The sequence below is a fragment of the Mesorhizobium sp. M0664 genome (assembly GCF_040320565.1).
Taxonomy (GTDB): Bacteria; Pseudomonadota; Alphaproteobacteria; order Rhizobiales; family Rhizobiaceae; genus Mesorhizobium.
This window is the reverse complement of record NZ_JAMYPW010000006.1, coordinates 66819-90688: the sequence shown is the minus strand read 5'-3', so window position 1 is coordinate 90688 and position 23870 is coordinate 66819. Positions and strand designations below refer to the sequence as shown.

At 62.9% G+C, this 23870-nt stretch carries 23 protein-coding genes and 1 tRNA gene; 10 read left to right on the top strand and 14 right to left on the bottom strand.

The window, feature by feature from the left end; translation table 11 throughout:
• Positions 1-21 precede the first annotated feature (21 nt).
• On the bottom strand, positions 22-1617 hold the full coding sequence (locus tag NKI39_RS10400) for an ABC transporter substrate-binding protein (RefSeq protein ID WP_352820129.1): 1596 nt from the start codon (positions 1615-1617) through the stop codon (positions 22-24).
• A gap of 94 nt (positions 1618-1711) precedes the next feature.
• Positions 1712-3307, bottom strand: a complete 1596-nt coding sequence (locus NKI39_RS10395) for an ABC transporter substrate-binding protein (protein ID WP_352831688.1) — start codon at positions 3305-3307, stop codon at positions 1712-1714.
• Between the two features lie 342 nt (positions 3308-3649).
• Here NKI39_RS10395 and gcvA point away from each other — a divergent pair, with 342 nt between their 5' ends.
• Entirely contained in the window at positions 3650-4660 is a 1011-nt protein-coding gene (gene gcvA / locus NKI39_RS10390; protein WP_352471368.1) for a transcriptional regulator GcvA, read from the top strand.
• A 31-nt stretch (positions 4661-4691) separates the two neighbouring features.
• Here the strand turns inward: gcvA and NKI39_RS10385 are convergent, their stop codons facing one another.
• The 9 genes from NKI39_RS10385 to NKI39_RS10345 form a co-directional block, all read right to left on the bottom strand.
• The gene (locus NKI39_RS10385) at positions 4692-5552 is read right to left on the bottom strand and encodes an NADPH-dependent oxidoreductase (RefSeq protein WP_352831687.1); all 861 of its coding nucleotides are present in this window, start codon (positions 5550-5552) and stop codon (positions 4692-4694) included.
• A 68-nt stretch (positions 5553-5620) separates the two neighbouring features.
• Positions 5621-6697: an LLM class flavin-dependent oxidoreductase gene (locus tag NKI39_RS10380; RefSeq protein ID WP_352831685.1), complete on the bottom strand. Its 1077-nt coding sequence runs from the start codon at positions 6695-6697 to the stop codon at positions 5621-5623.
• 73 nt (positions 6698-6770) lie between these two features.
• Positions 6771-8126 (bottom strand): LLM class flavin-dependent oxidoreductase, encoded by a 1356-nt coding sequence (locus NKI39_RS10375; RefSeq protein WP_352683050.1) that lies wholly within the window; start codon positions 8124-8126, stop codon positions 6771-6773.
• Complete coding sequence (locus NKI39_RS10370) at positions 8123-9304, bottom strand: acyl-CoA dehydrogenase family protein (protein WP_352616976.1); 1182 nt, start codon at positions 9302-9304, stop codon at positions 8123-8125. The genes NKI39_RS10375 and NKI39_RS10370 overlap by 4 nt, the downstream gene beginning before the upstream one ends.
• Before the next feature lie 4 nt (positions 9305-9308).
• Complete coding sequence (locus NKI39_RS10365; RefSeq protein ID WP_352616979.1) at positions 9309-9650, bottom strand: DUF3088 domain-containing protein; 342 nt, start codon at positions 9648-9650, stop codon at positions 9309-9311.
• Between the two features lie 7 nt (positions 9651-9657).
• Positions 9658-11013 (bottom strand): LLM class flavin-dependent oxidoreductase, encoded by a 1356-nt coding sequence (locus NKI39_RS10360; protein WP_352471376.1) that lies wholly within the window; start codon positions 11011-11013, stop codon positions 9658-9660.
• A gap of 13 nt (positions 11014-11026) precedes the next feature.
• The gene (locus tag NKI39_RS10355; RefSeq protein WP_352540175.1) at positions 11027-12202 is read right to left on the bottom strand and encodes an acyl-CoA dehydrogenase family protein; all 1176 of its coding nucleotides are present in this window, start codon (positions 12200-12202) and stop codon (positions 11027-11029) included.
• Between the two features lie 24 nt (positions 12203-12226).
• Positions 12227-13666: an NAD(P)-binding domain-containing protein gene (locus tag NKI39_RS10350; protein WP_352831683.1), complete on the bottom strand. Its 1440-nt coding sequence runs from the start codon at positions 13664-13666 to the stop codon at positions 12227-12229.
• A 643-nt stretch (positions 13667-14309) separates the two neighbouring features.
• Positions 14310-14394: transfer RNA gene (locus tag NKI39_RS10345), tRNA-Leu, on the bottom strand.
• Positions 14395-14850: 456 nt separating this feature from the next.
• Between NKI39_RS10345 and NKI39_RS10340 the strand changes: the two genes are divergently transcribed.
• Both NKI39_RS10340 and NKI39_RS10335 read left to right on the top strand, forming a co-directional pair.
• Positions 14851-15438, top strand: a complete 588-nt coding sequence (locus NKI39_RS10340; protein ID WP_352471381.1) for a YqaA family protein — start codon at positions 14851-14853, stop codon at positions 15436-15438.
• 29 nt (positions 15439-15467) lie between these two features.
• Positions 15468-15986, top strand: a complete 519-nt coding sequence (locus NKI39_RS10335; RefSeq protein WP_352471383.1) for a disulfide bond formation protein B — start codon at positions 15468-15470, stop codon at positions 15984-15986.
• Positions 15987-16137: 151 nt separating this feature from the next.
• Here the strand turns inward: NKI39_RS10335 and NKI39_RS10330 are convergent, their stop codons facing one another.
• Entirely contained in the window at positions 16138-16695 is a 558-nt protein-coding gene (locus tag NKI39_RS10330) for an HNH endonuclease (protein WP_023677956.1), read from the bottom strand.
• Positions 16696-16824: 129 nt separating this feature from the next.
• On the bottom strand, positions 16825-17466 hold the full coding sequence (locus NKI39_RS10325) for a DNA-3-methyladenine glycosylase family protein (protein ID WP_352471385.1): 642 nt from the start codon (positions 17464-17466) through the stop codon (positions 16825-16827).
• A gap of 122 nt (positions 17467-17588) precedes the next feature.
• Here NKI39_RS10325 and gluQRS point away from each other — a divergent pair, with 122 nt between their 5' ends.
• Both gluQRS and NKI39_RS10315 read left to right on the top strand, forming a co-directional pair.
• Complete coding sequence (gene gluQRS / locus NKI39_RS10320) at positions 17589-18464, top strand: tRNA glutamyl-Q(34) synthetase GluQRS (protein ID WP_352768048.1); 876 nt, start codon at positions 17589-17591, stop codon at positions 18462-18464.
• Positions 18465-18591: 127 nt separating this feature from the next.
• Positions 18592-19482: a DMT family transporter gene (locus tag NKI39_RS10315; RefSeq protein WP_352831681.1), complete on the top strand. Its 891-nt coding sequence runs from the start codon at positions 18592-18594 to the stop codon at positions 19480-19482.
• On the opposite strand, the gene NKI39_RS10310 is transcribed toward NKI39_RS10315, so the two are convergent.
• The gene (locus NKI39_RS10310) at positions 19449-20303 is read right to left on the bottom strand and encodes a YihY/virulence factor BrkB family protein (RefSeq protein ID WP_292656768.1); all 855 of its coding nucleotides are present in this window, start codon (positions 20301-20303) and stop codon (positions 19449-19451) included. The two genes, NKI39_RS10315 and NKI39_RS10310, sit on opposite strands and share 34 nt — an antisense overlap.
• Before the next feature lie 57 nt (positions 20304-20360).
• Here NKI39_RS10310 and NKI39_RS10305 point away from each other — a divergent pair, with 57 nt between their 5' ends.
• The 5 genes from NKI39_RS10305 (at position 20361) to NKI39_RS10285 (ending at position 23836) form a co-directional block, all read left to right on the top strand.
• Complete coding sequence (locus NKI39_RS10305) at positions 20361-21227, top strand: SDR family oxidoreductase (protein WP_352831679.1); 867 nt, start codon at positions 20361-20363, stop codon at positions 21225-21227.
• A gap of 23 nt (positions 21228-21250) precedes the next feature.
• Positions 21251-21442 (top strand): twin transmembrane helix small protein, encoded by a 192-nt coding sequence (locus NKI39_RS10300; RefSeq protein WP_023677950.1) that lies wholly within the window; start codon positions 21251-21253, stop codon positions 21440-21442.
• A 25-nt stretch (positions 21443-21467) separates the two neighbouring features.
• Positions 21468-22049: a cob(I)yrinic acid a,c-diamide adenosyltransferase gene (locus tag NKI39_RS10295; protein ID WP_352540181.1), complete on the top strand. Its 582-nt coding sequence runs from the start codon at positions 21468-21470 to the stop codon at positions 22047-22049.
• Between the two features lie 25 nt (positions 22050-22074).
• Complete coding sequence (locus tag NKI39_RS10290) at positions 22075-22878, top strand: rhomboid family intramembrane serine protease (RefSeq protein ID WP_352831677.1); 804 nt, start codon at positions 22075-22077, stop codon at positions 22876-22878.
• A gap of 208 nt (positions 22879-23086) precedes the next feature.
• Positions 23087-23836 carry an electron transfer flavoprotein subunit beta/FixA family protein gene (locus NKI39_RS10285; protein WP_352831675.1) on the top strand — a complete coding sequence of 250 codons (750 nt, stop codon included), beginning with the start codon at positions 23087-23089 and terminating at the stop codon, positions 23834-23836.
• Positions 23837-23870: the final 34 nt, after the last annotated feature.

The window sequence follows — 23870 nt, the reverse complement described above, 5'->3', positions numbered from 1 at the left end:
TCTCATGATTGCCCGGCAGATTTAGGCGTTCGGGTCGAGATAGGCGTCGGCGAAATTCGCTGACAGGCCTTCGGCGCCAGGCGCGTAGTTCTTGACGGTTTTGCGGGCGATGATGATGGTCGGTGGCGCGATCAGATTGATGATCGGCAACTCGTCGGCGATGATCTCCTGGAACTTGAAGAAGAGCTGCTTGCGCTTGGCCTCGTCTAGCTCGACCGATGCGGCTTCCAGCAACCGGTCAACCTCCGGGTTCTCATAATGCGCGCCGTTGGAGAACGGCAGCCCTTTCTTGATGTTCTTTGACCAGTAGAGCCGCTGCGCCCCGGCGCTCGGGTCGAAGATGTTGCCGCAAGATTCGGTCGACAGGTCCCAAGTGCGGTCGGTGTAGATGGTTTTGACATAGGTGCCGAAGTCGAACTTCTGGATCTCGGCGTCGATACCGATCTTGGCCAGCGCCTGCTTGAGGAAGTCGGCATAGCCCCACGGATTGTAGGGATTGTTGGTGAGCCTTAGCTTGAAGCGGATGCCGTCCGCTCCTCGCTTGAAACCGGCCTCGTCTAACAGTTTTTCCGACAGCGCCGTATCGACGGTCGCGGCCTTCACGTCGGGATCGAAATACTTCTTGTTGACGACGCTGATCGGTGTCGGCGACACTTGGCCATAGCCGTAGAACACGATGGCGTTGACCGCATCGAGATCGATCGCATGTGCGATTGCCTGGCGGACTTTTTTCTCCTTCAGGATCGGGTTTTCGAGGTTGATGATCAGTTGGTGCAGCGGGCCGCTATAGGCGAAGACCGTGCTGTCGACGACGAATTGCGGCAGCGCCTTGAAACGCTCCAGATCGGCGAAGGCCACCGGGTTCGGTCCGATGTCGACCTCGCCCGTTTCGAGCGCCGCGGCGCGCGCGCCCGGATCGGTGATGAAGCGGAAAATGATCCGGTCGAGATAGGGTTTAGGCGCATCCCAATAGGTCGGATTCTTTTCGACGAGGATGTGGCTGCCCTTTACCCATTCCTTCAGCACGAACGGCCCGCTGCCGATGATCTGCTCGAAGGACGGATCGTCGGCCGGCTTCAGCTTCTCGTAAATGTGTTTGGGCACGACAGGCGATTCCGTCGCGGCCAGCCCCGAAATCAGGGCGGCGGACGGCTTCGACAATTTGATCTTCACGATATGCGGGTCCGACGTGTCGATGTCGGTGACGTTCTGGAAGGTGATGCGACCGCGCGGATGCGCTTCGCGCAGCCGGGAGATAGAAAAGGCCACGTCCTCGGAGGTCAAATCATGGCCATCGCTGAACTTCACTCCCTGGCGCAGCTTGAAGACGTATTCGAGCCCGTCGTCGCTGATCGACCATTCGGTGGCCAGTTGCGGTCGCGGATTGAGATCGTAGTCGTAGGCGAGCAGGCCGTCGAAAATCTTCGGACCGATGGTGGCCGGTCCGCCAGCGCTGGTGTTGATGGAAACGATCTGGTTCGGCTCGGGATAGTAGACGAAATTGAGCGTGCCGCCGGCCACCGGCTTTGCGTCTTCTGCGAATGCCCCGGCGGGAAGTGCAGCACTCGCGCCGGCCAGCAGCAGGAACTGATTGAACAGGCGTCGGTTGATGGTCATGGTCGGTACTCCGAATTGGCGCGATTTGTCTTCATGGAGAAAGTCGGGACCGGAGTTTCACGTGCCGATCCCAACCAGAGGGCTTGCAGAACGCTTAGGCGTTTGGCGCGAGCCATATCTGCGCGAAGCTGTTGTTGATCCCCTGAGCGCCTGGCGCGAAATCCCTGACCTTCTTGTTGGCAACAATCTGGGCGCCGGCGGCGACCAGATCGACCGACACCACGTCGTCATGGATGATGTGCTGGAATTTGTACCAGAGCTCGCGCCGCTTGGTCTCGTCGGGCTCGATCGCCGCCGCTTCGAGGATCTGGTCGACCTCGGGGTTTGCATAGTGGCTGGCGTTGGAGAAGACGAGGCCGATCTTGAAGTTCTTCGACCAGTAGGCGCGCTGGACACCGAGCGTCGGATCGAAGGTGTTCGACAGCGACTCGACGACCAGGTCCCAGGCGCGGTCGGTGTAGACGGTCTTCAGGAACGTCGACAGGTCAAGCTTGAGGATCTCGGCATCGATGCCGACCGTCGCCAACGACTGCTTGATGAAATCGGCATAGGACGCCGGCAGGAACGCGTTGTAGGCAAGCCGGAGCTTGAAGCGCGTCCCATCGGCGCCACGCGGATAGCCGGCGTCGTCGAGCAGCTTCTCCGCCAGTTTGGTATCGGGCTCGCGCGCCTTGATGCTGGGGTCATACCATTTGGGCAGCGCCGTGCTGATCGGGCTCGGCGATACCTGCGCATAGCCGTAGAGCGCGATGTCGACCAGCTTCTGCAGGTCGATTGCGTGGGCGATGGCAAGGCGCACATCGCGCTTGGTCAGGATTTCGTTCTCGTAATTGAAGAACAATTGCTGCTGTGGGCCGGAATAGGCGTAGGTGTTGGTGTCGACGACCAGAGCGGGGTTTGCCTTCAGCCGTTCGATGTCGGCCAGCGGCACGGGATTGGCGCCGATATCGATCTCGCCGGTTTCAAGAGCCGCCGAACGCGCGGCCGGGTCGAGGATGACGTGCAGGACGATGCGGTCGAGGTAGGGCCGAGGCGCGTCCCAATAATCCGGATTGCGGTCGAAGATCAGATGGCTGCCGGGCACCCATTCCTTGAGAATGAAGGGACCGGTGCCGATCGTCTGTTCGAGCTTCGGCTGTTCCGCCGGCTTGAACGTTTCGTAGACGTGCTTCGGCACAATCGGTGATTCCGAGCTGCTCAGTGCCGTGATCAGATAGGGCGCCGGCTTTGAAAGCACGATGATGGCGGTGTGCGGATCGGGCGTCTCGACCGCGGTCACGTTTTGGTAGGTGATGCGGCCGCGCGGATGCGCCTCCTTCAGCCGGAAGATGGTGAAGGCAACGTCTTCCGACGTGAAGTCCTTGCCGTCATGCCATTTGACGCTCTCGCGCAGCTTGAAGGTGTAGCGCAGGCCGTCATCGCTGATCGACCACTCCGTCGCCAGCAGCGGTTTCGGGCTGAGGTCATAGGCGAAATCAAGCAGACCTTCATTCACCTTGGGACCGATCGCCTGGCCGGTGCCCGACGAGGTGTTGATGGCAATCAGCGAGGTGGGGTCGGGATAGTAGGCCCAGTTGAGCGTGCCACCCTGGACCGGCGTTCCTTCGGCAGCGAAGGAAACCCCGGGCAATGCGAAGCTCGCACCGCCAAGCAACAGCAGCTGGTTGAAATGACGACGATTGACAGACATGGCCTTGAGCTCCGGAAAACGGCTACGATGGCATCCGGCGGCCGAACACACTCCGGCGCCTCGACGCGATGATCCCTGCCACGCCGCAAAACCGGAAGAATGATTTTCTATCGTCTGCCGAAAGCACTGCTTCGCACGACCGTTTCATTCCAGGATCTGGCAAAGCTGCTCGACGCCCAAATCAGCGCTCCGATCTTATTTCTACAAGAATTGTAGACATTACGATTTTTTAGATTTCCGTTCCCGCTGCCGCGACGCTGCGGCAAACGAAATTTTCCACCGGGCACTTTGGCGCAAAGCCCGCCCTCGTCGCGCCCGGCCTGAACGTGTTGAATGCGCTCCATGGTCGATCTCATTCGCGCAAAATCAAGGAAGCTGCGGCCGACGCTGGCGAGGCTTCCGCCGCTGACGTCGCTTCGAGCTTTTGTCGCAACCGCCCGCCACCTGAGCTTTACGCGGGCGGCCGAAGAACTCCATGTGACGCCTGCCGCCATCGGCCAGCAGATCCGCCTGCTCGAGGATCACCTCGGTCAACCGCTGTTCCATCGCAACCGTGGCGAGCTTCTGCTGACGTCGGCCGGCCAGGCGCTGATGCCCGGCCTCACCGAGGCTTTCGACGTCGTTGTCGAGTCGGTCGCGCGGATTTCCGGCGACGAGGAGGATGCGCCGATCAAAGTGTCGGTTGCGCCCTCCTTCGCCAGCAAATGGCTGATCCCGCGCCTCGACGCACTGCGCGACGCGGTACCCGGCCTAGAAGTGCTGGTCGACGCATCAACCAGGCTTGCCGACTTTGCCAGCGAAGACGTCGACTGCGTCATCCGCTACGGGTCGGGCGCCTATAGCGGCCTGCTGACGGAACGGCTGTTTTCGGAAGCGGTGCTGCCCGTCTGCAGCCCGGAATTTGCTCGCATGCACGGTCTCTATCGCGGGCCGGAGGGGCTGCGTGACGCACCGATCCTGCATGAGGACGGTCCGGAACGCGATCCAAGCTGCCCTGACTGGAAGGGCTGGCTGAGATCCAACGGCCTGTCCGGCCGCTTTGTCGAGGGCGGTATACGGCTTAGCCAATCGTCACTGGTGCTCGACGCAGCTGCTGCCGGCAAGGGCATCGGTCTCGGCAAATTCCGGCTGGCCGAGCCTGACCTCGCCGCGGGGCGTCTGGTCAGTCCATTCGGCTCACCGCAGCCGGTCGAGTTTTCCTATTATTTTGCGACGACGCCGCACAAGGCGAAGCTGGAGACGGTCGAGCGCTTTCATGGCTGGCTGAAGGCCGAGGCGCGCCAGCTCGGCGCTCTCGACGTCCCACCGCCGGCGGCGCTTCCGGCGCGCATCGCAATTATCGCGGCCGAATAGCCTCGCCGCGGTCTCGCGAGCAGGCGCGCGCCTATTTGAGCTTGAAGCCCAGGGCCTTCAGCACTTCGCCCAGGCGATCACGGCCTTTCAGCGCTACTTTGCTACCGATACGGTTCGAAACCAACTCTGTCCAGTCGACCACAGGCATCGCCTGCTCCTGCTGGAATGAACGAAGCCTCTGGTTGTAGGCTGCAAGATCGTCCGGATCGGGCTCTGATCGATAGCGCTCGCGGTACAGCACCGCAGCCTGCGGCAGTCTGGGCTTGATGTCAGTCGCAGCCAGGAGATCGGGATAGCCGACGGTCAGGCCGAACACCGCCACGGTTTCCGGCGGGAGGCCGAGTTCGCGCGCCACCTCCTGCGGATGATTGCGCATCGCGCCGATGTAGCAGGAGCCGAGCCCGAGCGCGTCGGTCGCCACCACGGCGTTCTGTGCGGCAAGTGCGGCGTCGATCACGGCCAGCAGAAAACTCTCCTGATAATCGAGCCCCTCGCCCACCCGGCCGTTTGCCTCGGCAATGGCGCGCAGCCGCGACAGGTCGGCCAGCCAGACCAGCAGCAGCGGCGCCTGCTCGATATGGCGATTGATCGCCGCCAGTTCGGCAAGCCGCGCCTTGCGCGCCGGATCCTCGACTGCGATGACGCTCCACGCCTGGAGATTGGAAGAAGTCGGCGCCGACTGGGCGGCGGCGACGATCAGTTCCAGCGTCCCTTCGGGAAGAGGCTTGGCGAGATAATTGCGGACCGAGCGATGCGAAAGGATCGCCTCGAGGGCTTCGTTCCAGGTTCCGGTATGCGCGCTTTGCGGCGCTCGATAACGCCGCCGTAGCGCCGCTTCACCACGCAGGTCAGCGTCGGAAGGGCGGATGCTGAAGGCGGCCGGCTGTGACATCGTCTTCCCTACTGGCAATCTGGCTTATCCGGTGTTCTGACGACCCCAGGTCATTCAAGAAGCGCGGCTTAGGCCCCGTTGCGCAAAAGCGGAAGCAACTGATCGCCTTGCCGCTTGATCTCGGAAAGATACGGCGTGTCCGAGAGCACGAAATGCGTGATGCCCAGATCCCGGTATCTGCCGAGCGAGCGGGCGACGTCGGCGGCCGAGCCGACCAGCCAGGTGGTGCCAGCGCCGCCGCCGCCATATTTGCCCGGCGCAGTATAGAGATTGTCGTCCAGCACCTCGCCGCGCGCGTGAAGATCGAGCAGACGCTGCTGGCCCACCGCTACCGCCCGACCGTGATCGTTCCAGCCGGCTCCCTGGCCCTTGGCCATCTCGTCGACCTTCGCCTCGGCGTCCGCCCAGGCCTGCCCAGCGGTGTCGCGGACCAGCGTGGTGACCCGCAACCCGAACTCCAGAGGCGGGAGGTCTCGGTCGAGTTCCCTGCTCAAGGCTTTGAGCCGCTCGATCCGCTCCCGGACACCGTCGAGCGGCTCACCCCAGAAGAGCTGGACATCCGCGTCGCTGGCCGACACCCGCTCCGCCGCCTCCGACGCGCCGCCGAAGTAGAGCTTGGGATGGCGACGATCGCCACGGACATGGATGCGGGGCATCACGGTAGAGCCAGTGACCTGGAAGTGCTCGCCCGCAAAGGTCACGTTCTCTTCAGTCCAAAGTCTGCGAACCAGGCGCATGAACTCTCTGGTACGGGCATAGCGATGTATCTGGTCACCTTCGCTGTCGCCATAAGCAGCAAGGTTGTCCTTGCCTGACACTATGTTGATACGCACGCGACCGGCGGTCAGCTGGTCGAGCGTGGCTACGGCGGATGCGAAGTGCGCCGGCCGCCAGTACCCCGGGCGGATCGCGATGAGCGGCTCGAAGGAGGTGGTCCGCGCGGCGAGCGAGGCCGCGACAGTAAAAGTGTCGGGCCGACCCCAGCCGGTACCGATCAGCGCGCCCTTCCAGCCGTATTCCTCAAGCGCCTTCGCGTGGCTGGTCAGCGTCTCCAGGCTGTTGTGGTCCTCGACGGCCGAGTCGCCGCGGTGACCGGGATCGACTTGGTTCGGGATGTACCAAAGAAACTCGGTATCAGCGCTCATTGTCGGGCCTGTATTTTGGCCGGGCATGAGGTCAATGGCAGGACCTTCCCCTCCGTTGTATTTTGATGACCATTCAATGGGTGGCCTCATGCAGCGCTGGCGCCTTGTGCGGCTGCGGTGCAAAGCGGCTTTCGGGTCTGGCAAGCCCGAGATGGTCGCGCAGCGTGCGCCCCTCATAGTCGGTGCGGAACAGGCCGCGCCGGCGCAGGATCGGCACCACCGTATCGACAAAGACCTCCAGTCCGGTCGGCAGCACGTCCGGCATCAGGTTGAAGCCGTCGGCGGCGCCGGCGACAAACCATCTTTCGATATCGTCGGCGATCTGCTCGGGCGTGCCGACGATGGTGCGGTGGCCGGTGCTGCCGTTCAGCGCCCGGATCAGCTGGCGAACGGTGAAATCGTTGCTGCGCGCGAGCGCGAGCGTGGCCTTGAAGAAGGTGTGGCCGCCATTGGGGGGCAGTTGAATCCCTTCTGGCAGCTTCTCGTCGAGCTTCAGCCGCTCGCGATCGATGCCGAGCACGCCGGACAGCCGGCCAAGGCTGTAGTCGAGCGGGATGCGGTCCCAGAGCTCTCCTTGCCGCCGCTCCGCTTCGGCCTCGGTGCTGCCGATGATGGTGGCTAGGCCGGCGAGGTTGAGCGGCACGCCGCCGGTGCGGCCATAGGCGACGGCACGCGCCTTAAGTTCCCGCGCATAGCCGAGCGCTTCCTCGAAAGACTGCGATGCGGAAAACACAGCTTCGGCGTGGCGGGCGGCGAGGTCCTTGCCGTCATCGGACCCGCCGGCCTGGACGACCACCGGATGCCCTTGCGGCGAACGCGGCACATTGTGCGGCCCGTGCACCGAGAAATGTGCGCCCTTGTGGTCGATGGCGTGAACCTTGGTGGCATCGACGAAGCGCCCGCTGGCGACATCACCGATGAAGGCATCGTCCTCCCAGCTGTCCCACAATGCCTTGACGATGTCAGCGAATTCCGCCGCCCGCTCGTAGCGCCGGCCATGATCGATGGCACCGTTGAGGCCGAAATTGCGGGCCGAGGCGGGATCGGCCGTGGTGACGATGTTCCAGCCGATGCGTCCGCCGCTGACATGGTCGAGCGTCGCGAAGCGCCTGGCGATATTGTAGGGCTCGTTGAAGCTGGTTGAAGCGGTGGCGATCAGGCCGATGCGCTCGGTTGCGGCGGCTACCGTCGCCAGCACGATGGTCGGCTCCAGCGACGTGATCGGACGATAGTCAATGCGGTCCGATATCGCTGCCTGGTCGGCAAGGAATACGGCGTCGAGCTTTGCGCGCTCTGCGATCTTCGCCACCTGCACATAGTGGTCAACGGTGAAGGCGGCATAGGGGTCGACGCCGTCCATCCGCCATGCCGCCGGCGAGAAGCCGGCATGCAGGATGTTGACGTTGAGATGGAGCTGCCGGCCGCTCATCGAAAGACGCCGGGCTCGGGATAAGCGCCGGTCAGATACCAGGTGCCGACAGTGCGGGTCTTGTATTCGGCAGGGTTGTGCAAGGTGTGAATGCGTGCGTTGCGCCAGAAGCGGTCGAAGCCGTATTTGCGCACTGCGGAGCGGGCACCCATCACCTCGAATATCTCGGTCGTGACTTCGAGCGCAACATCGCCTGCCAGCACATTGGCCGCGGCGACGGCAACCGCCGCCTCACCGCGTTCTTGCTCGGTCAGCGCCTTGCCGCGCGCGATCGCATGATCGATCGCCGCCGCCGCGCGATCGGCCAGCGCCGTCGCCGCCCGCGTCTTGACCCAGAGCTCGCCATACTGCCGCTTGATCCATGGATCGTCGATATGGCGCTCGACGCCGGAATACATCCACGGCCGCGAACTGTTGAGCGTATAATCTCGCGCCGCCAGCAGCGCGCCCTGGGCCGTGCCGACAAAGACATTGAGCAACACGCTCTGCTGCTGCAGCGGGCCGATGGTGCGGATTGGCAACGACGCGTCGACCCAACCGCGCACCAACTCGCTGTCGTGGATCCTGACGTCCTTGTAGGCGACCTTGCCGCTGCCGGTCTGCGTCTGGCCGATGCCGTCCCAGTCGTCGAGAACGGTGATGCCTTCGCGATTTGCGGGGATCGCCGCGAATTTCCTCTCGCCGCTGACCTCGTCTTCCCACGAGGTCGAAAGATAGTCGGCGACATGCGAGCCGGAGGCGAAGGGTTTGAAGCCGTTTACGATCGTCCACTCGCCATCTTTGCGGCCGAACAGCGTTTTGGAAAAACTGTTGCCGGTGTTGCCCCAGAACCAGTCGCCGGCAGCCGAACGCCGCAGCAGATCGGCTGAGCGCGGTTCGTCCGAATTGAGCCTGGCGGCGATCAGTGCGCTGAAATGGTAGCCGTAGATATGGCCGATCGAGCCGTCGACCTTGGCGAACTCGCGCCCGATCTTCAGCGCCGTCGAATAGGGTTCCCCGGCGCCACCGAATTCCTTGGGGATCACGATGGTGAGTAGGCCGCTTTGCTTGAGAAGACGTATCTGTTCGGTAGGCCTGCCGCCAAGCTGGTCGCGCTCGACCGCATCGCGGGCAAAGATGTCGCGCAGCTCGACCGCCTTGGCGATCCATGGATTGGACGTATCGGGATCGAAGGTCATCGTCTCACTCATGCAGCTGCGGGAAGCCGTGGCGCTCGGCAAGCAGTGCAAGAATGCGCCTGGTGTCATCGGCGAAGACCTTGCCCTTGGCCGTCGGCAAGTCGGCGGGCGGATCGCTGCCGATGATCAGCACCGGCAGCGACTGGTGCCGTTCGCCGAGCGCGTCGATCACCTTGCCTCTCGGCCTCGAAAACGGCACGCGCTCAACGTCGAGTCTGGCGGCGAGATCGGGAAAGGCTGCGAGCAATCCCTCAACCTGGTTGCAATAGGGGCAGACGAACGTCTGGCCCGGCTGATTTGGGTCGGCGAAACCCGGCTGGATGAGAAAGAGCGTGTCGCGCGCCATTGCCGGCCTATTCCGCAGCTGCCGCGGCATGCCGCGAAAAACGGTTTGCCGGTCGCTTCAGGCCGAGATTGTCGCGCAAGGTGCTGCCCTCATACTCGTCGCGGAACAGGCCACGGCGGCGCAGTTCCGGCACCACCAGCTCGATGAAATCCTTCAGGCCGCCGGGCATGATCGGCGCCATGATGTTGAAGCCGTCGGCGCCGTAATTCTCGAACCGCTCTTCCATGGTGTCGGCGATCTGTTGCGGCGTGCCGACCACCTGCCAGTGGCCGCGGGCGCCGGCGATGCGCAGATAAAGCTGCCGGATCGTCAGGTTCTCGCGCCACGCCAGATCGATCACCAGCGCTTGCCGGCTCTTGCCGGCATTGGTCTCCGGCAAATCCGGCACCGGCCCGTCGAGCGGATAGGCGCTGAGGTCGAAGCCGCCGGCCAGCGCCGAGACCAGACCGAGGCCGACTTCCGGCTGGATGAGATCCTGCAGCTGTTCGAACTTCCCCCGCGCCTCGGCTTCAGTGCGGCCGACGACCGGGAAAATGCCTGGCAGGACTTTCAGGTCATCCTCCGAGCGGCCATATTTGCCGAGCCTGCCCTTGACGTCGGCATAGAAGGCGGTGGCTTCGTCGAGCGTGATCTGCGCGGCGAAAATCGCTTCCGCGGTACGAGCCGCCAGCTCTTTGCCCGGACCCGACGCGCCGGCCTGGACCACGACCGGACGACCTTGCGGCGTTCGCGGCGTGTTCAGGGGACCACGCACCTTGAAGTGCTGGCCCTTGTGGTTCAGCACATGCAGTTTGTCCTTGTCGAAATAGCGCCCGCTTGCTCTGTCGCGCGGGAAGGCGTCATCCTCCCAGCTGTCCCACAGGCCGAGCACGACATCGGCGAATTCCTCGGCGCGGTCGTAGCGCTCGCCATGCTGGATATGCGTCTCGTGACCGAAATTGAACGCTGCCTCCGGATCGGAAGAGGTGACCAGATTCCAGCCTGCGCGCCCGCCGCTCAGATGGTCGAGCGACGCGAACTGGCGGGCCAGATTGTAGGGATCGGAAAAACTGGTCGACGCCGTGGCGATGAGGCCGATGTTCCTGGTCACAGCCGACAGTGCCGACAGCAGCGTGATCGGCTCGAACGGATAGACGCCGCTATGCGCCTTGCGGCTGGCGGCCTCGAGGTTGCTCAGCCGCGCCGCGACGCCATCGGCAAAGAAGATCGCGTCGAATTTGGCCGCTTCCGCCAGCCGGGCAAGTTCGACGTAGTCGCCGAGGCTGGTCCCCTCGCCTGCCGCTGGATGGCGCCAGGCCGCCACATGGTGACCGGTGAAGAGCAGAAACGCTCCCAGCTTGAGCTTGTCCTTGCGCCTGGCCATTTTTTTCGCCTCCTCAGCGGTACAGTCCGCCGGCCGGGAATTCCCCGGTCAGCAACCAGGTGCCGATCGTGCGCTTCTTGTATTCGGCCGGATTGTGCAGCGTGTGCGTGCGCACGTTGCGCCAGAACCTGTCGTAGCCGTTGGCCTTGGTGGCTGAGCGGGCGCCCATCACCTCGAAAACCTCGCTCGACGCGTCGAGGCCGACTTGTCCGGCGTAGACATTGGCGGTGGCGAGATCGATCGCCGTCTGCCCGCGCTGCTCCAGGGTCAACGCCTCGCCCTGGCCATAAGCGGCATCGAGGCTGCATGCTGCTATATCGGCCAGTTCGGCCGCGGCGAGCGTGCGGATATAGAGGTCGCCATATTTGCGTTGCACGAACGGATCGTCGGTATGTTTCTCATAGCCGGAATAGACCCAGGGGCGCGATTGCGAGACCGTATAGTCCCGGCCTTCGCTCAGCGCTCCTTGCGCGCTGCCGACGAACAGGTTGAGCAGGACCGCCTGCTGGAACAGTGACGTCAGCGTCTGGAACGGCGTCAGCGGCACCGCGGGCGAGCCAATCAGTTCGTCGTCGCCGACATGCACGTCCTTGAACGTCACCTTGCCGCTGCCGGTCTGCCGCTGGCCGACACCATCCCAGTCATCCTCGATGACGATGCCCTCACGGTCAGCCGGGATCGCTGCCGCTAGTCTATCCTGGCCGTCCTCCCAGGCAACCTGGATGTAGTCTGCGATGTGGGAACCGGAGGAGAACGGCCGAAAGCCGCTCAGGATCCAGCCCGTGCCGTTGCGCCTGGCCGTCGACGTCTTCGACATGGCGTTGCCGGAATTGCCCCAGACCCAGTTCTCCCTTGCCGAGCGTGTCAGCAGCCGGTCCCTCTGCGCCTGCGTGCCACGGAACAGCACGCCATTGAGCGGCAGATGATGGTATCCGTAGAGATGGGCGAGCGAGCCGTCGGTGCGGGCGAATTCGCGCACGACGCGAAGCACCGACAGCCAGGGTGCGCCCTTGCCGCCATAGCGCTTGGGAATCTGCGCCGACGGCAAACCACTTTCCTTCAGCAGGCGGATCTGTTCGACGGGCCGGCCGCCGGCCTTGTCGCGCGCCACGGCATCCCGATCGAAGATTTCGCGCAGTTCGACCGCCGTGGCGACGAACGGGTCGGAAAGGTCAGGGCTGAAGGTCATCGGCGTTTGTCCATGGAAATGCGTCTATTCCACCGCGATGGTCTGCGCCGGCCGCGAGACGGAAGCGGCATAGGCGTCTTCGCCGAACTCGGCCGGATGGCTCCCGGTTATGCGGCTCTCATGGCTGTCGAGATCGGCGAGGAAGAGATCGCGGCTGATGCGCGCGACAACGGCCGGCACATCGCGCCTGATCGACGGCACATCGCCGATCGGCAGGCCGAAACTGACAAAGCCGCCGGGATTGAAGACATGGATATTCCTCAGGAATGGCGCCTCCCCCGGCGCCTTCTCGAGAAATTCATGGCCGAGGCCGAGATAAGGATGGGCGCCGAAAAATTCATCCAGCTCTGCTTCCGGCGGCGCGTACTGGTCGCGCCATAGCCGGATGGTGGCGGCGAAATCGGCGAACTCAGGCTTGCGCGTCGGGTCGGCGAAATAGCCGGTGCCGGCGACGACGAAGTCGAACGCAAACGTCTCGCCTGCGATATCGGTGACGACCTTGCCGTCTTCGACATCCGCATTTGTCCAGGGGGCACCGAGATGGAGATGAAAATTCTGGTGCCGCACCGCCCGCTCCACCGCATCGAGCGGCGGCGTTGAACCGGCCTCGCGGAAGCGCAATGCCTGGCGCCAGCGCACCGCATCGGGCAGCCGAGGATAATTGTCATAGGCGCCGGGATAGCCGCGCACGCGGTTGATCGGCACACTGGCAATGCTGTTGCGGCGGGCAAAGAGACGCACCGATTTCGCGCCGGCCTCAAGGGCAGCTCCGGCCGCATCGAATGCCGAAGCCGCCGACCCGACGACAGCCATTGCCTTGCCCTTGAGCGAGGCAAAATCGATTGCCGCCGAACTGTGTGCGACAAGGCCCCGCGGCAAGGCGGCAAGTACCGCCGGTATCACTGGACCGCCGCTGCCGCCAAAGCCATTGGCCAGAATGATCTTGCGCGCCGTTTCGACCGATGGCGTGCCGTCGGCTTCGAGGTGGAGGCGAAAAAGCCCGCCGGCCGGCTCGATGCGAATGAGACGCGTGCCGTAACGGATGCCGATACCGAGGAACGCGCGATACCATTTCAGGTAGTTCGCCCAATCCGTCCGTGCGATGCGGTCGAATCCGGCATAGGCTTCCGCACCGTGGCGGGCTTCGTACCAGGACTGAAAGCTCAAGCCCGGCAAGCCGAGTTCCGGCCCCGGCAAGCCCTTTGGCGTTCGCAGCCGGTTCATCCGTGCATGAGTGAACCAGATGCCGGCCTTGCTTTCATCCGATGCCGCGTCGACGACAGTAACCTTGCCGATGCCGGCACGCCTCAACGCGAAGGCAAAGGTCGCCCCCGTCTGCCCACCGCCAACGATGAAGACATTGTGGTCGATGCCTTCCCGGTCCGGCACCCAGTTCTGCGGATCGGGGCCGATCAGCCGGAGCGTCTCCCGGGCGTGGTGATCTGGATCGGTCGGTAAGGCCATTTCGGTCCCGGCTGAAGTTGAGCCTCATCAAACTCCGCCTCGGTCGGCAAACAGTCCAGAAATGTTCGCTTTGATTGGCCGGTAGTTTTTTTCACTTGCATTGCAACGACGCGCTTTCACAGCCGACGAATGGGCGGCGCGTGTGGCCTCCCTGAAGCCGGGGCATCTTTTTGATATTGCAGCGGGCTCAAGCGCACTGGTCATTTTATTTCTTACGGCTCACGCGTAATGCGCCGACGCAGTCGGGCATTGGTGTCGAGCACATCAGCGGCGTCGCGTGGTCAGCGGGATCAAGCTTGATCTTGGTCGACCGACATGGGTGACGTCCGCCATCTGAAAGACGGCAGATCGCGGATACACCAGCAACGGTCCTCGCAGGATAGGACAGCGCAGCTACTCAACAGGCGTCCCAAGAGGCCCGTCGGCTACTCCATCGCAGGAACGAAAACCAGAAGAGTAGCGGACCTTTCGTGTGCAGTTTTTGCACACGATCTCTCATAACATATTGATTTTATGTGTTGATCTGTCCCATCCATCACCGGACATTGCGGAGTATCCTGGTGGAGGTGGGCGGCCGACACGATTCGAACTCTGGCGCGACAGGTGAAATGACTGCCGTTCTCAAAGTTTGTTGGCCGATAGTTGGTGCGGGTGGTCGGGCTCGAACCGACACTCCTTTCGGAACTGGATTTTGAATCCAGCGCGTCTACCAGTTTCACCACACCCGCAAGGCGCTAACTCATTTACCTCTCAACGCTCTCATGCTGCACCTACGCAGAGGGTGGCAGTTCGAGAATTAAGCGGCTCTTAACTCCTAACCCATTGACCTCCAATCCTATTACCCTGCGGGCTGACGGTAGACGCATCCTGATTTTGAGTCGAGCGCGTCTACCAATTCCGCCATAGGGGCTCAGGCCGGGCGGCCTGGATGGGCGCGGACTATACGGTTGGAGGCCTGTTCGTCAACTGGCCAAATCCCGACATCTGGGCTCGCTCAAGCCTCAGCCTTTCGATTTCGTGAAGCAGCTGCCATTGTGCAGCGCGGAAAATCTTTCTAGACAGGCGGCGCATGTCATTGAAGCGCACCTCGTCCGACGAGGTTGATGCTGGGCGCTTCCAAGTCTTGTTTGTACATGTCGTGATCCCAAGACCGCTTCTGGTTTGGGCGTGCATTAGGAGTGCCGATGCTTCGCGGACTTTACGACTGGACCTTGTCGCTGGCGGCGAGCAAATCCGCCGAATGGTGGCTGGCCTTCATCGCCTTCGTCGAGAGCTCGGTGTTCCTGGTGCCGGCCGACGTCCTCTATCTGCCGATGGCGCTGTCGCGGCCGGATCGCGCCTATCGTTACGCGCTGGTCGCCACCGTCGCCTCGGTGCTGGGCGGCATCGCCGGCTGGTTCATCGGCCATTATGCCTATGATGCGATGGCGCGGCCGATCCTCGAATTTTATGGCAAATATGACGAGTTCGAGGCGATGCGCGTCTCATCGGGTGTTGGCTTCATCATCCTGATGCTGGTCACCTCCGGCCTCGCCCATCTGCCGCCGATCAAGGTTGTGACGATCCTGTCGGGCGTCATCGGTGTTCCTTTGCTGCTGTTCATCGTGCTGGCAATCGTGGCGCGCGGTGCTCGCTTCCTGTTTCTCGCGTGGCTCTTGCGCCGCTATGGCGAGCCGATCCGCCACTTCATCGAAAAGCGCCTTGGCCAGATTGCAGGCGCCGCCGCCGCCGCCCTGATTTTGCTCTATATCGTCGTCAAATACGCCGTCTGAACGGCATCGAACCGAATGGACTGAGCCCGATGACAGCGACCGTGAATACCGATACCGGACGCCAGCGGCTGCGCACCGCCCTGTTCCTCGCTGTCGCCATGGCCGCCACGGTCGGCTCGGCGCTGGCCTTCCAGTATCTCGGCGGCTACATCCCCTGCAAGCTCTGCCTCGAGCAGCGCACGCCTTACTACGTCGGCGTGCCCTTGATGCTGCTGGCGGTGCTTGCGTCGGCTCTTCAGGCGCCAGCCTGGGTAAGCCGTGGCCTGCTGGCCATTGGCGGCCTGCTGATGCTCTACGGCGGCTATCTCGGCGTTTATCACTCCGGCGTCGAATGGGCGTGGTGGCCAGGCCCGACCGATTGCACCGCAGCCGCCGGGCCGGTGGACACCGGCGGCAAGGGCGTGCTCGATGCGCTCGACAAATTCGTCCCGCCCTCCTGCGACAAGGCGGCGCTCCGCATCCTCGGCCTGTCGCTGGCCGGCTGGAACGCCATCGCCAGCTTTGTCCTGGCAGTCGTAGCCTTCCGCAGCGCCTTCGCCCGCGACTGATTTAGCGCGACACGAGATCATCCAAGAATTCGGCAGGCTGAGTCGGGTGGAGTGATTGCCGAGAACCGAAGCGGAGCGGACATTGGTCCGTGAGCATCGGAAGCGCAGAAAATCGCTTCAGACGGCCAGCCTCCCGAATTATCGGATGATCTCACGGCTCGAGTTCGACATCCCAGTACAGATAATCCATCCAGCTTTCGTGTAGATGGTTGGGCGGGAACAGCCGGCCGTTATTATGCAAATCATGCACCGTCGGCTGGTAGGGCTTCTGCAGCGGCCACATCTTGGCGTGGGCCGGCATCATGCCGCCCTTCCTCAGATTGCAGGGCGAGCAGGCAGCGACGACATTCTCCCAGGTCGTGGCGCCGCCGCGATGGCGAGGAATGACATGGTCGAACGTCAGATCGTCCGGCGTGCCGCAATATTGGCATTGGAAACGGTCACGCAGGAAGACGTTGAAACGGGTAAACGCCGGATGCCTCGACGGCTTCACATAAGCCTTCAGGCTGACGACGCTCGGCAGCTTCATCGAAAAGGTCGGTGAAGAGACGGCGTGTTCGTATTCGGCGACGATGTTCACCCTCTCGAGGAACACCGCCTTGATGGCATCCTGCCAGGACCAGAGCGACAGGGGGTAATAGCTGAGCGGACGGTAATCCGCGTTCAGCACCAGCGCTGGAAGCCCATCCGGAGATACGGCAACCGTCACGTCGTTGACCTCCTTCACCCTAGAACCGGTCGGCGCGGATACTGTAAGCCCGACATGACAGGGATGTGAAGCGGATTGTCGATCATGCCGGGTCTCAAAAACGCATGATTTCAATGCTTTTTTGCGGATTCAGGCCGGAGGCGCGGCATCCCTGCCCTTCAATTCGCGATAATAAGCCCAGAAAAGCCGCGATGCGACACCGCGCCACGGGCTCCATGATTCGGCAAGCCGGATCAGCATTTTCTCCGGCGGACGCGGGTCGATGCCTAGTGCATGGCCGACCGCGCTCTGCAATGCAACGTCGCGCGCCGGAAAGATGTCCGGGTGTCCGGCGGCAAACAAAAGGTAGACTTCAGCCGTCCACGGGCCGATCCCCGGCACCCTGGTCATGGCCGCGATCGCCTCGCTTGCATCGAGCCGACAGAGGTGATCGAGGTCGAGCCCGTCGGCCACCGCCCGGGCGACGGCAAGCAGGCCGCGCTGTTTGGGTCGCGACAGCCCGGCCTCGCGAAAGATCACCTCGTCGGCGGCAAGTATCGCCTGCGGCGTCAGCGGATCGAGCAGTCTCGTCAGCCGGCCGAAGATGGCGTCGGCGCTCGCGCGGGACACTTGTTGCGAAACGACGATGGAAGCAAGGCTCCTGAACCCCGGCTCCGATAGCCTGAGCGGCACCTCGCCGGCCATGCCGCGCACTCTTTCCAGGCGTGGGTCGAGTAAGCATAGCCTATCCAGCCCTTGCGCAATGTCGTCGAGACTGGCGATGCGTTGCATGTCTGCTTGTTCCAAAATCAAAAGTGCCGCACGCTTCGTCACGTGTCCCTCTGGACGCACGACGCCACCGGCGCAAAGTAGCAATTGGCGAAAGCGCCACACAACCCGATTGCCGCCGGACAATGACACTGCTGACATTCCGCTTCGCGCCGAGCCCGAACGGCGAACTGCATCTCGGCCATGCCTATTCGGCGCTGCTCAATCAGAAATTGGCAAAGGCGACGGGCGGACGCCTGCTGCTGCGCATCGAGGATATCGACACGACACGCTGCACGCCGGAATTCGAGGCAGGCATTTTTCGCGACCTGAAATGGCTGAGGCTTGGCTGGGAGGAACCGGTGCGCCGCCAGTCCGAGCATTTTGCCGAATATCGGGCGATGCTCGAGCGGCTGATCGAGGAAGAACTTGTCTACCCGGCCTTCATGAGCAGAAGTGAGATCCGCGCCTTTATCGCCGACAGCGAGAAGCGTGGCCGCGACTGGCCGCGCGACCCGGACGGCGTGCCGCTCTATCCTGCCGCCGACAAGGCGTTGACGGCGAGCGAACGCAAGCGGCGCCAGGCCGAAAATGTGCCATTTGCCTGGCGGCTGGACGTCGATGCGGCAATAGCGCGCGCCGGCAAGGACCTGTCATGGGCCGAATACACGAACGAGACGCTCTCCGCGACGCGTCGTGTCGAAGCCCATCCGCAGGATTGGGGCGACGTGGTCGTGGCGCGCCGCGAAATCCCGACCAGCTATCACCTCGCCGTCACCATGGACGACGCGCTGCAGGGCGTCAGCCATGTCGTGCGCGGCCAGGATCTCTATTCCGCGACCAGCGTGCAGCGGCTGCTTCAGCAACTGCTTGGCCTGCCGCAGCCGGCCTATTTTCACCATCGCCTGATCCTCGGCCCGGACGGACGAAAACTGTCGAAGAGTCTTGGCGATACCGGCCTTGCCGCCCAGCGTAAGACGGGCGCATCGCCGGACGATGTGAGGCGGCTGGTCGGTCTCTAGCGGCGCCAAAGGCATTCCTTGAATGGAAATGAGCCTATGGATCAACGGTTTGGTTTTGCCTTCCGCTCGGAACGGCATTAGAGCAAGCGCGACAATCAGTCCTCACCGACGCGTGGCCTCCGGAAAAATGCACAGCCTCAAGCGGTTCATCCCCGCCTCTTTCGTCGTCCTGTGGGCGACCGGCTTCATCGGCGCGCGCTATGCCACGCCGTGGGCGGAGCCCTTTACCTTCCTGGCCGCGCGCTTTGTCCTGGCCGCAATCCTGCTTGTCGCTTTGATGGCCGCGCTTGGTTCGAGCCGTGCCACCCGCGACGAGGCGCTGCACGCGACCGGCGCCGGCATCCTGATGCATGGGGTCTATCTCGGCGGCGTGTTCTGGGCCATCCACCGGGGCATGCCCGCCGGGCTTTCAGCCCTGATCGTCGGCCTGCAGCCGCTGATCACGGCAGTGCTCGCCGGCAGGCTTCTCGGCGAGGCCATCCTGCCGCGCCACTGGGCCGGTCTCGGCCTCGGGCTGATCGGTGTGGTGATCGTGCTCTGGCCGAAGCTCGGCGCGCTCGGCGGCGGGGTGACGGCCGAAACACTGGGCGCCTCACTTGTCTCGGTGCTCGGCATGAGCGCCGGCACGATCTGGCAGAAGCGCTTTGCTTCCGGCGGCGATCTGGTGGCTGCCACGTTCTGGCAATATGTCGGCGGCGCATCTGTAATGGCCTTGGCCTCGCTAGCCTTCGAGACGCGAACGGTCATCGTCAATGGCGAACTGATCTTCGCCATGGCCTGGCTCGTGCTGGTGCTGTCGATCGGCGCCATCTTCCTGTTGATGGTGATGATCCGCGACGGCGAAATGTCGAAGGTCGCCTCGCTGTTTTACCTCGTGCCGGCCGTCACCGCGGTCATCGCCTGGGCATTGTTCGGTGAGCACTTGAGCCCGCTCCAGATCGCCGGCATGGCGATCGCGACGCTCGGCGTCGGGCTGGCGACGGCTCAGCCGCCGACGCGGGCACGCGCCTCTAAATAGCGGCTGATCGCGGCGTTGAGCTCGCCACCGAGGATGAAGATCGCTGATACGATGTAGAGGAAGACGACGGCGATCATGATCGAGGCGAGGCCGGCATAGGTCGTCACATAGGACGAGAAATGATCGAGATAGGCGGCGAAGATGGTCGACCCGATGAGCCAGCCGACCAGCGTGAAGATGATGCCAGGCACGATCGAAACGAAGCGGCGCTTGCCGGCTGGCAACCAGAAATGCACGGCGAACAGGCCGCCGATGATGACGACCGAGGCGATGACGTAACGCCACAGCGTGATCGTGCCCATGTAGGGCTTTATCCATTCGAAATGCGACTCGGCCAGCCGTGCCAGCAACGGCGCGAAGACCAGCAGCACGCTGATGGCCAAAAACCCGGCCGTCGCGATCAGCACGAAGATGATGCTCTGCACCCGCCGGTAGATGATGCCGCGCGTTTCCGAGACACGATAGGCCCGGTTGAGCGAGGTGCGCAGCGCCTCGATGCCGTTCGAGGCGAAATATCCGGCAAGCACGATACCGTAGGTCAACAGGTCACTGCGCCGGACGGTAAGCACGTTGAGTACCTCGCGCGCGATCGGTTTGGCGATCTGCTCGGGCCATGTGTCGAACACAAGGTGCACGGCGGTGTCGGCGAAAGCCTGCGCGCCGAAAAAACTCGCCAGCGTCGTGGCGAAGATCAGGAAAGGAAAAAGCGCCATCAGCGCGGTGATCGCCAGATGGCTGGCCATTGCCCAGCCGTCGTCGGTGTTGAAATGGCCGAGCGCGTCGTAGAGGACGCGTTTGAGGGCTACGATCTTCCGCAACAAGAACCGCGTTCCCTTCGATTGTCCCGACGCCGCGAATATGGGAAGGGTTTGCGGTAAATGACAACCCTAGGTCAAACCACCATTCCTCCCGGAGAAGAGTTGCGCACCATCATTGTCACAGGTGCCTCTTCCGGTATAGGCGCCTATTGCGCCCATGCTCTTAAGAGGGAAGGCTGGCGGGTGTTCGCAACGGCCCGAAAGCCCGAAGATATCGCCGCGCTCGAGGCCGACGGCATCGAGGCCTTTTATCTGGACTACACCGAGCCCGGATCGATCGAGGCGCTGGTGGCGTCGGTGCTGGAACGGACCGGCGGCCGGCTCGGTGCGCTCTTCAACAATGGCGCCTACGGACAACCCGGCGCCGTCGAGGACCTGCCGGTCGAGGCTTTACGGCAGCAGTTCGAAGCCAATGTCTTTGGCTGGCATGATCTCACTCGCCGCGTCGTACCGGTGATGCGCCGTCAGGGCCATGGTCGTCTCGTTCATTGCTCATCGATCCTCGGCCTCGCGCCGGTGCCTTTTCGCGGCGCCTACTCGGCATCGAAGCACGCTATCGAAGGGCTGATGCTGTCCCTCTATCAAGAACTCCGGGGTAGCGGCATCCATGTTTCGCTGATCGAGCCGGGGCCGGTGAAATCGAAGATCGCCAGCAACAGCCTTGCGTGGTTCCTGGCAAATATCGATCACGAGAATTCCGTTCATCGCCTTGCCTATGCGGCGCAACTCAAACGGCTGCGGGCCGGCGGCAGCACATCGCGGCTGAAGCCCGGGGCGGAGGTGGTTTATGCCGCCTTGCGCCATGCGCTTCTGTCGCGGCGCCCGCGCCCGCATTATGTGGTAACAGTGCCGGCCAGGATCGGTGTGATCCTTAAACGCATCCTGCCGGCTTCTGCACTCTACCGTCTGCTCGCCAAACGCGCCTGAACGCAATTCAACTGGAACACACCATGGCAACCGTCTTCAACATCCTCGCCGTTCTTGTCATGGTCGCAGTGGTGATCGTGCTGATCCGCGGCCTCATCAACATGATGCGCGGCGGCTCCAGCATGACCTCCAACAAGCTGATGCAGACGCGCGTGCTCTTGCAGTTCGTGGCCTTGGTGCTGATCATGCTGGCGGTGTATTTCACCCGTAAGTGACCCAGCACCAGCCGGGAGGTACCCCGTGGTCAAACTCAACAAGATCTACACCCGCACTGGCGACGATGGCACCACCGGTCTCGGCTCCGGCGAGCGGCGGCTGAAATCCGACCTTCGCATCGACGCCTACGGCACGGTCGACGAGGCCAATGCCTGCATCGGCATGGCCCGCATTCATACCGCGGCAGTAAATCCGGCGATCGATGCGATGCTCGGCCGCATCCAGAACGACCTTTTCGACCTCGGCGCCGATCTGGCAGTCCCCGATAATGGCAAGCCGCTCGACTACGAGCCGTTGCGCATCATCGCCTCGCAGACCGACCGCATCGAACAGGATATCGATCTCCTCAACAAGGACCTTGAGCCGCTCAAATCCTTCGTGCTCAACGGCGGTACGCCGGCAGCGGCTGCCCTTCACCTCGCCCGCACGGTGGCCCGCCGCGCCGAGCGCGTCATGGTTGCGCTGTCGCAAGATCCAGACGAGCAGGTCAACCGCGAGGGGATAAGATACATCAACCGTGTCTCGGACTTTCTGTTCGTCGCCGCACGCGCGGTCAATGACAACGGAAATGCCGACGTGCTATGGGTTCCCGGCAAGAACCGCTGAATCTGCCGGAACCGGGAGAGGCCTGATGTTTATCCCGCTTTACGACACCAACAGGCTGCGGCACATCAAGCTGCAATATGTGACCATCGGCCTGATCGCGCTCAATGTGTTGATCTACCTTATCACTACGCTTGGCGGTGAGGACTTCTCCAACGCCGCGGTGCTGGGCCTCGGCTTCATCCCGTCGGTCGTGCATGACAGCGTCGAGCTCGCTCCGCAATTCGTCGTCATTCCGGAGAGCCTGAGCTACCTGACCTATTCCTTCCTGCACGCAGATATCTTCCACCTCGGCGGCAACATGCTGTTCCTGTGGGTGTTCGGCGACAATGTCGAGGATGCACTCGGCCACATCCGCTACCTCGTCTTCTATCTGCTTTGCGCCATTGCCGGCGCTTTCTTCCAGGGTCTGGTTGCCTGGGATTCGCGGGTGCCGCTGATTGGCGCGTCGGGCGCCATCGCCGGTGTGGTCGCCGCCTATCTGATCCTTTATCCGCGGGTGAAGGTATGGGTGCTGGTCTTCGCGCGCATCCCGTTGCGCATCCCGGCCTTCATCCCGCTGATCCTGTGGATCCTGTTCCAGATCTTCATGTTCTCCCAGGGGGGCGAGGATCAGGTTTCCTGGGCCTGCCATATCGGCGGCATCATCGCTGGAGCCGTGCTGGTGCTTGTCTTGCGCAGCCGCGGCGTACCGCTACTCGCCGGCGCAGACGAGGAGCCGGCCGTGGTCGCCGGTCCGGCGCCCGTAGCCGGGGAGCCGGCGCCAAGCGACCCACAACCTGCGCAGCCGGCGCCGCGCTGGGGCCGGGGAAGCGTTTCCGGTCCGGACTGAACCGATTTGAGTGCTTCGCCGAGGATCCGAGTGCGCCTCGGATATTGACGCGCGGGGTCGCCGCAACTACGGAAGCGCCACCCTACTGGCGTGGCGAAGACCAGAATTCCGTCCGGAATGTCGGCTTTCGACAACTATGAAGAGGTGCACGCTGCTATAGCGCGCCCGACGAGCGTGAAAAGACTATCGTGAAAGAGGTGGCAGGCAAATGAAGATCCTTGTGCCCGTGAAGCGGGTTGTGGATGCGAACGTCAAGGTCCGGGTGAAGGCGGACGGTTCGGCGGTGGAACTCGCCAACGTCAAGATGGCGATGAACCCGTTCGACGAGATCGCGGTCGAAGAGGCGATCCGGCTGAAGGAAGCTGGCAAGGCCGAAGAGATCATCGTCGTGTCGATCGGGCCGCAGCAGGCACAGGAGACCTTGCGCACGGCGCTCGCCATGGGCGCTGACCGCGCCATCCTGGTCAAGACCGACGAGCAGACTGAGCCGCTGGGCGTCGCCAAGGTGCTGAAGGGCGTCGTCGAGGCAGAACAGCCCGGCCTTGTCATTCTCGGCAAGCAGGCGATCGACGACGATTCCAACCAGACCGGCCAGATGCTGGCCGCACTTCTCGGCTGGGCGCAGGGCACCTTCGCCTCCAAGATCGTGCTCGACGGTGACAAGGCCACGGTGACGCGCGAGGTCGATGGCGGCCTGCAGACGCTGGAACTGAAGATGCCGGCGATCGTCACGGCCGATTTGCGGCTGAACCAGCCACGCTACGCTTCTCTGCCCAATATCATGAAGGCCAAGAAGAAGCCGCTCGACGAGAAGAGCCCTGCCGATTACGGCGCCGACGTCAAGCCGCGGCTTAAAGTGATCAAGACCGAGGAGCCGGGCGGCCGCAAGGCGGGCGTCAAGGTCGAGAGCGTCGCCGAACTGGTAGACAAGCTGAAGAACGAAGCCGGCGTGCTCTAAGGAAATCCGATGAGGCCGGCCTGCAAACGGCCGG

Excerpts from the sequence above, each read along its gene's own strand:
- NKI39_RS10400 (WP_352820129.1), bottom strand. The coding sequence starts at position 1,617 with ATGACCATCAACCGACGCCTGTTCAATCAGTTCCTGCTGCTGGCCGGC.
- NKI39_RS10395 (WP_352831688.1), bottom strand. The coding sequence starts at position 3,307 with ATGTCTGTCAATCGTCGTCATTTCAACCAGCTGCTGTTGCTTGGCGGT.
- gcvA (WP_352471368.1), top strand. The coding sequence starts at position 3,650 with ATGGTCGATCTCATTCGCGCAAAATCAAGGAAGCTGCGGCCGACGCTG.
- NKI39_RS10385 (WP_352831687.1), bottom strand. The coding sequence starts at position 5,552 with ATGTCACAGCCGGCCGCCTTCAGCATCCGCCCTTCCGACGCTGACCTG.
- NKI39_RS10380 (WP_352831685.1), bottom strand. The coding sequence starts at position 6,697 with ATGAGCGCTGATACCGAGTTTCTTTGGTACATCCCGAACCAAGTCGAT.
- NKI39_RS10375 (WP_352683050.1), bottom strand. The coding sequence starts at position 8,126 with ATGAGCGGCCGGCAGCTCCATCTCAACGTCAACATCCTGCATGCCGGC.
- NKI39_RS10370 (WP_352616976.1), bottom strand. The coding sequence starts at position 9,304 with ATGACCTTCGATCCCGATACGTCCAATCCATGGATCGCCAAGGCGGTC.
- NKI39_RS10365 (WP_352616979.1), bottom strand. The coding sequence starts at position 9,650 with ATGGCGCGCGACACGCTCTTTCTCATCCAGCCGGGTTTCGCCGACCCA.
- NKI39_RS10360 (WP_352471376.1), bottom strand. The coding sequence starts at position 11,013 with ATGGCCAGGCGCAAGGACAAGCTCAAGCTGGGAGCGTTTCTGCTCTTC.
- NKI39_RS10355 (WP_352540175.1), bottom strand. The coding sequence starts at position 12,202 with ATGACCTTCAGCCCTGACCTTTCCGACCCGTTCGTCGCCACGGCGGTC.
- NKI39_RS10350 (WP_352831683.1), bottom strand. The coding sequence starts at position 13,666 with ATGGCCTTACCGACCGATCCAGATCACCACGCCCGGGAGACGCTCCGG.
- NKI39_RS10340 (WP_352471381.1), top strand. The coding sequence starts at position 14,851 with ATGCTTCGCGGACTTTACGACTGGACCTTGTCGCTGGCGGCGAGCAAA.
- NKI39_RS10335 (WP_352471383.1), top strand. The coding sequence starts at position 15,468 with ATGACAGCGACCGTGAATACCGATACCGGACGCCAGCGGCTGCGCACC.
- NKI39_RS10325 (WP_352471385.1), bottom strand. The coding sequence starts at position 17,466 with ATGCAACGCATCGCCAGTCTCGACGACATTGCGCAAGGGCTGGATAGG.
- gluQRS (WP_352768048.1), top strand. The coding sequence starts at position 17,589 with ATGACACTGCTGACATTCCGCTTCGCGCCGAGCCCGAACGGCGAACTG.
- NKI39_RS10315 (WP_352831681.1), top strand. The coding sequence starts at position 18,592 with ATGCACAGCCTCAAGCGGTTCATCCCCGCCTCTTTCGTCGTCCTGTGG.
- NKI39_RS10305 (WP_352831679.1), top strand. The coding sequence starts at position 20,361 with ATGACAACCCTAGGTCAAACCACCATTCCTCCCGGAGAAGAGTTGCGC.
- NKI39_RS10300 (WP_023677950.1), top strand. The coding sequence starts at position 21,251 with ATGGCAACCGTCTTCAACATCCTCGCCGTTCTTGTCATGGTCGCAGTG.
- NKI39_RS10290 (WP_352831677.1), top strand. The coding sequence starts at position 22,075 with ATGTTTATCCCGCTTTACGACACCAACAGGCTGCGGCACATCAAGCTG.
- NKI39_RS10285 (WP_352831675.1), top strand. The coding sequence starts at position 23,087 with ATGAAGATCCTTGTGCCCGTGAAGCGGGTTGTGGATGCGAACGTCAAG.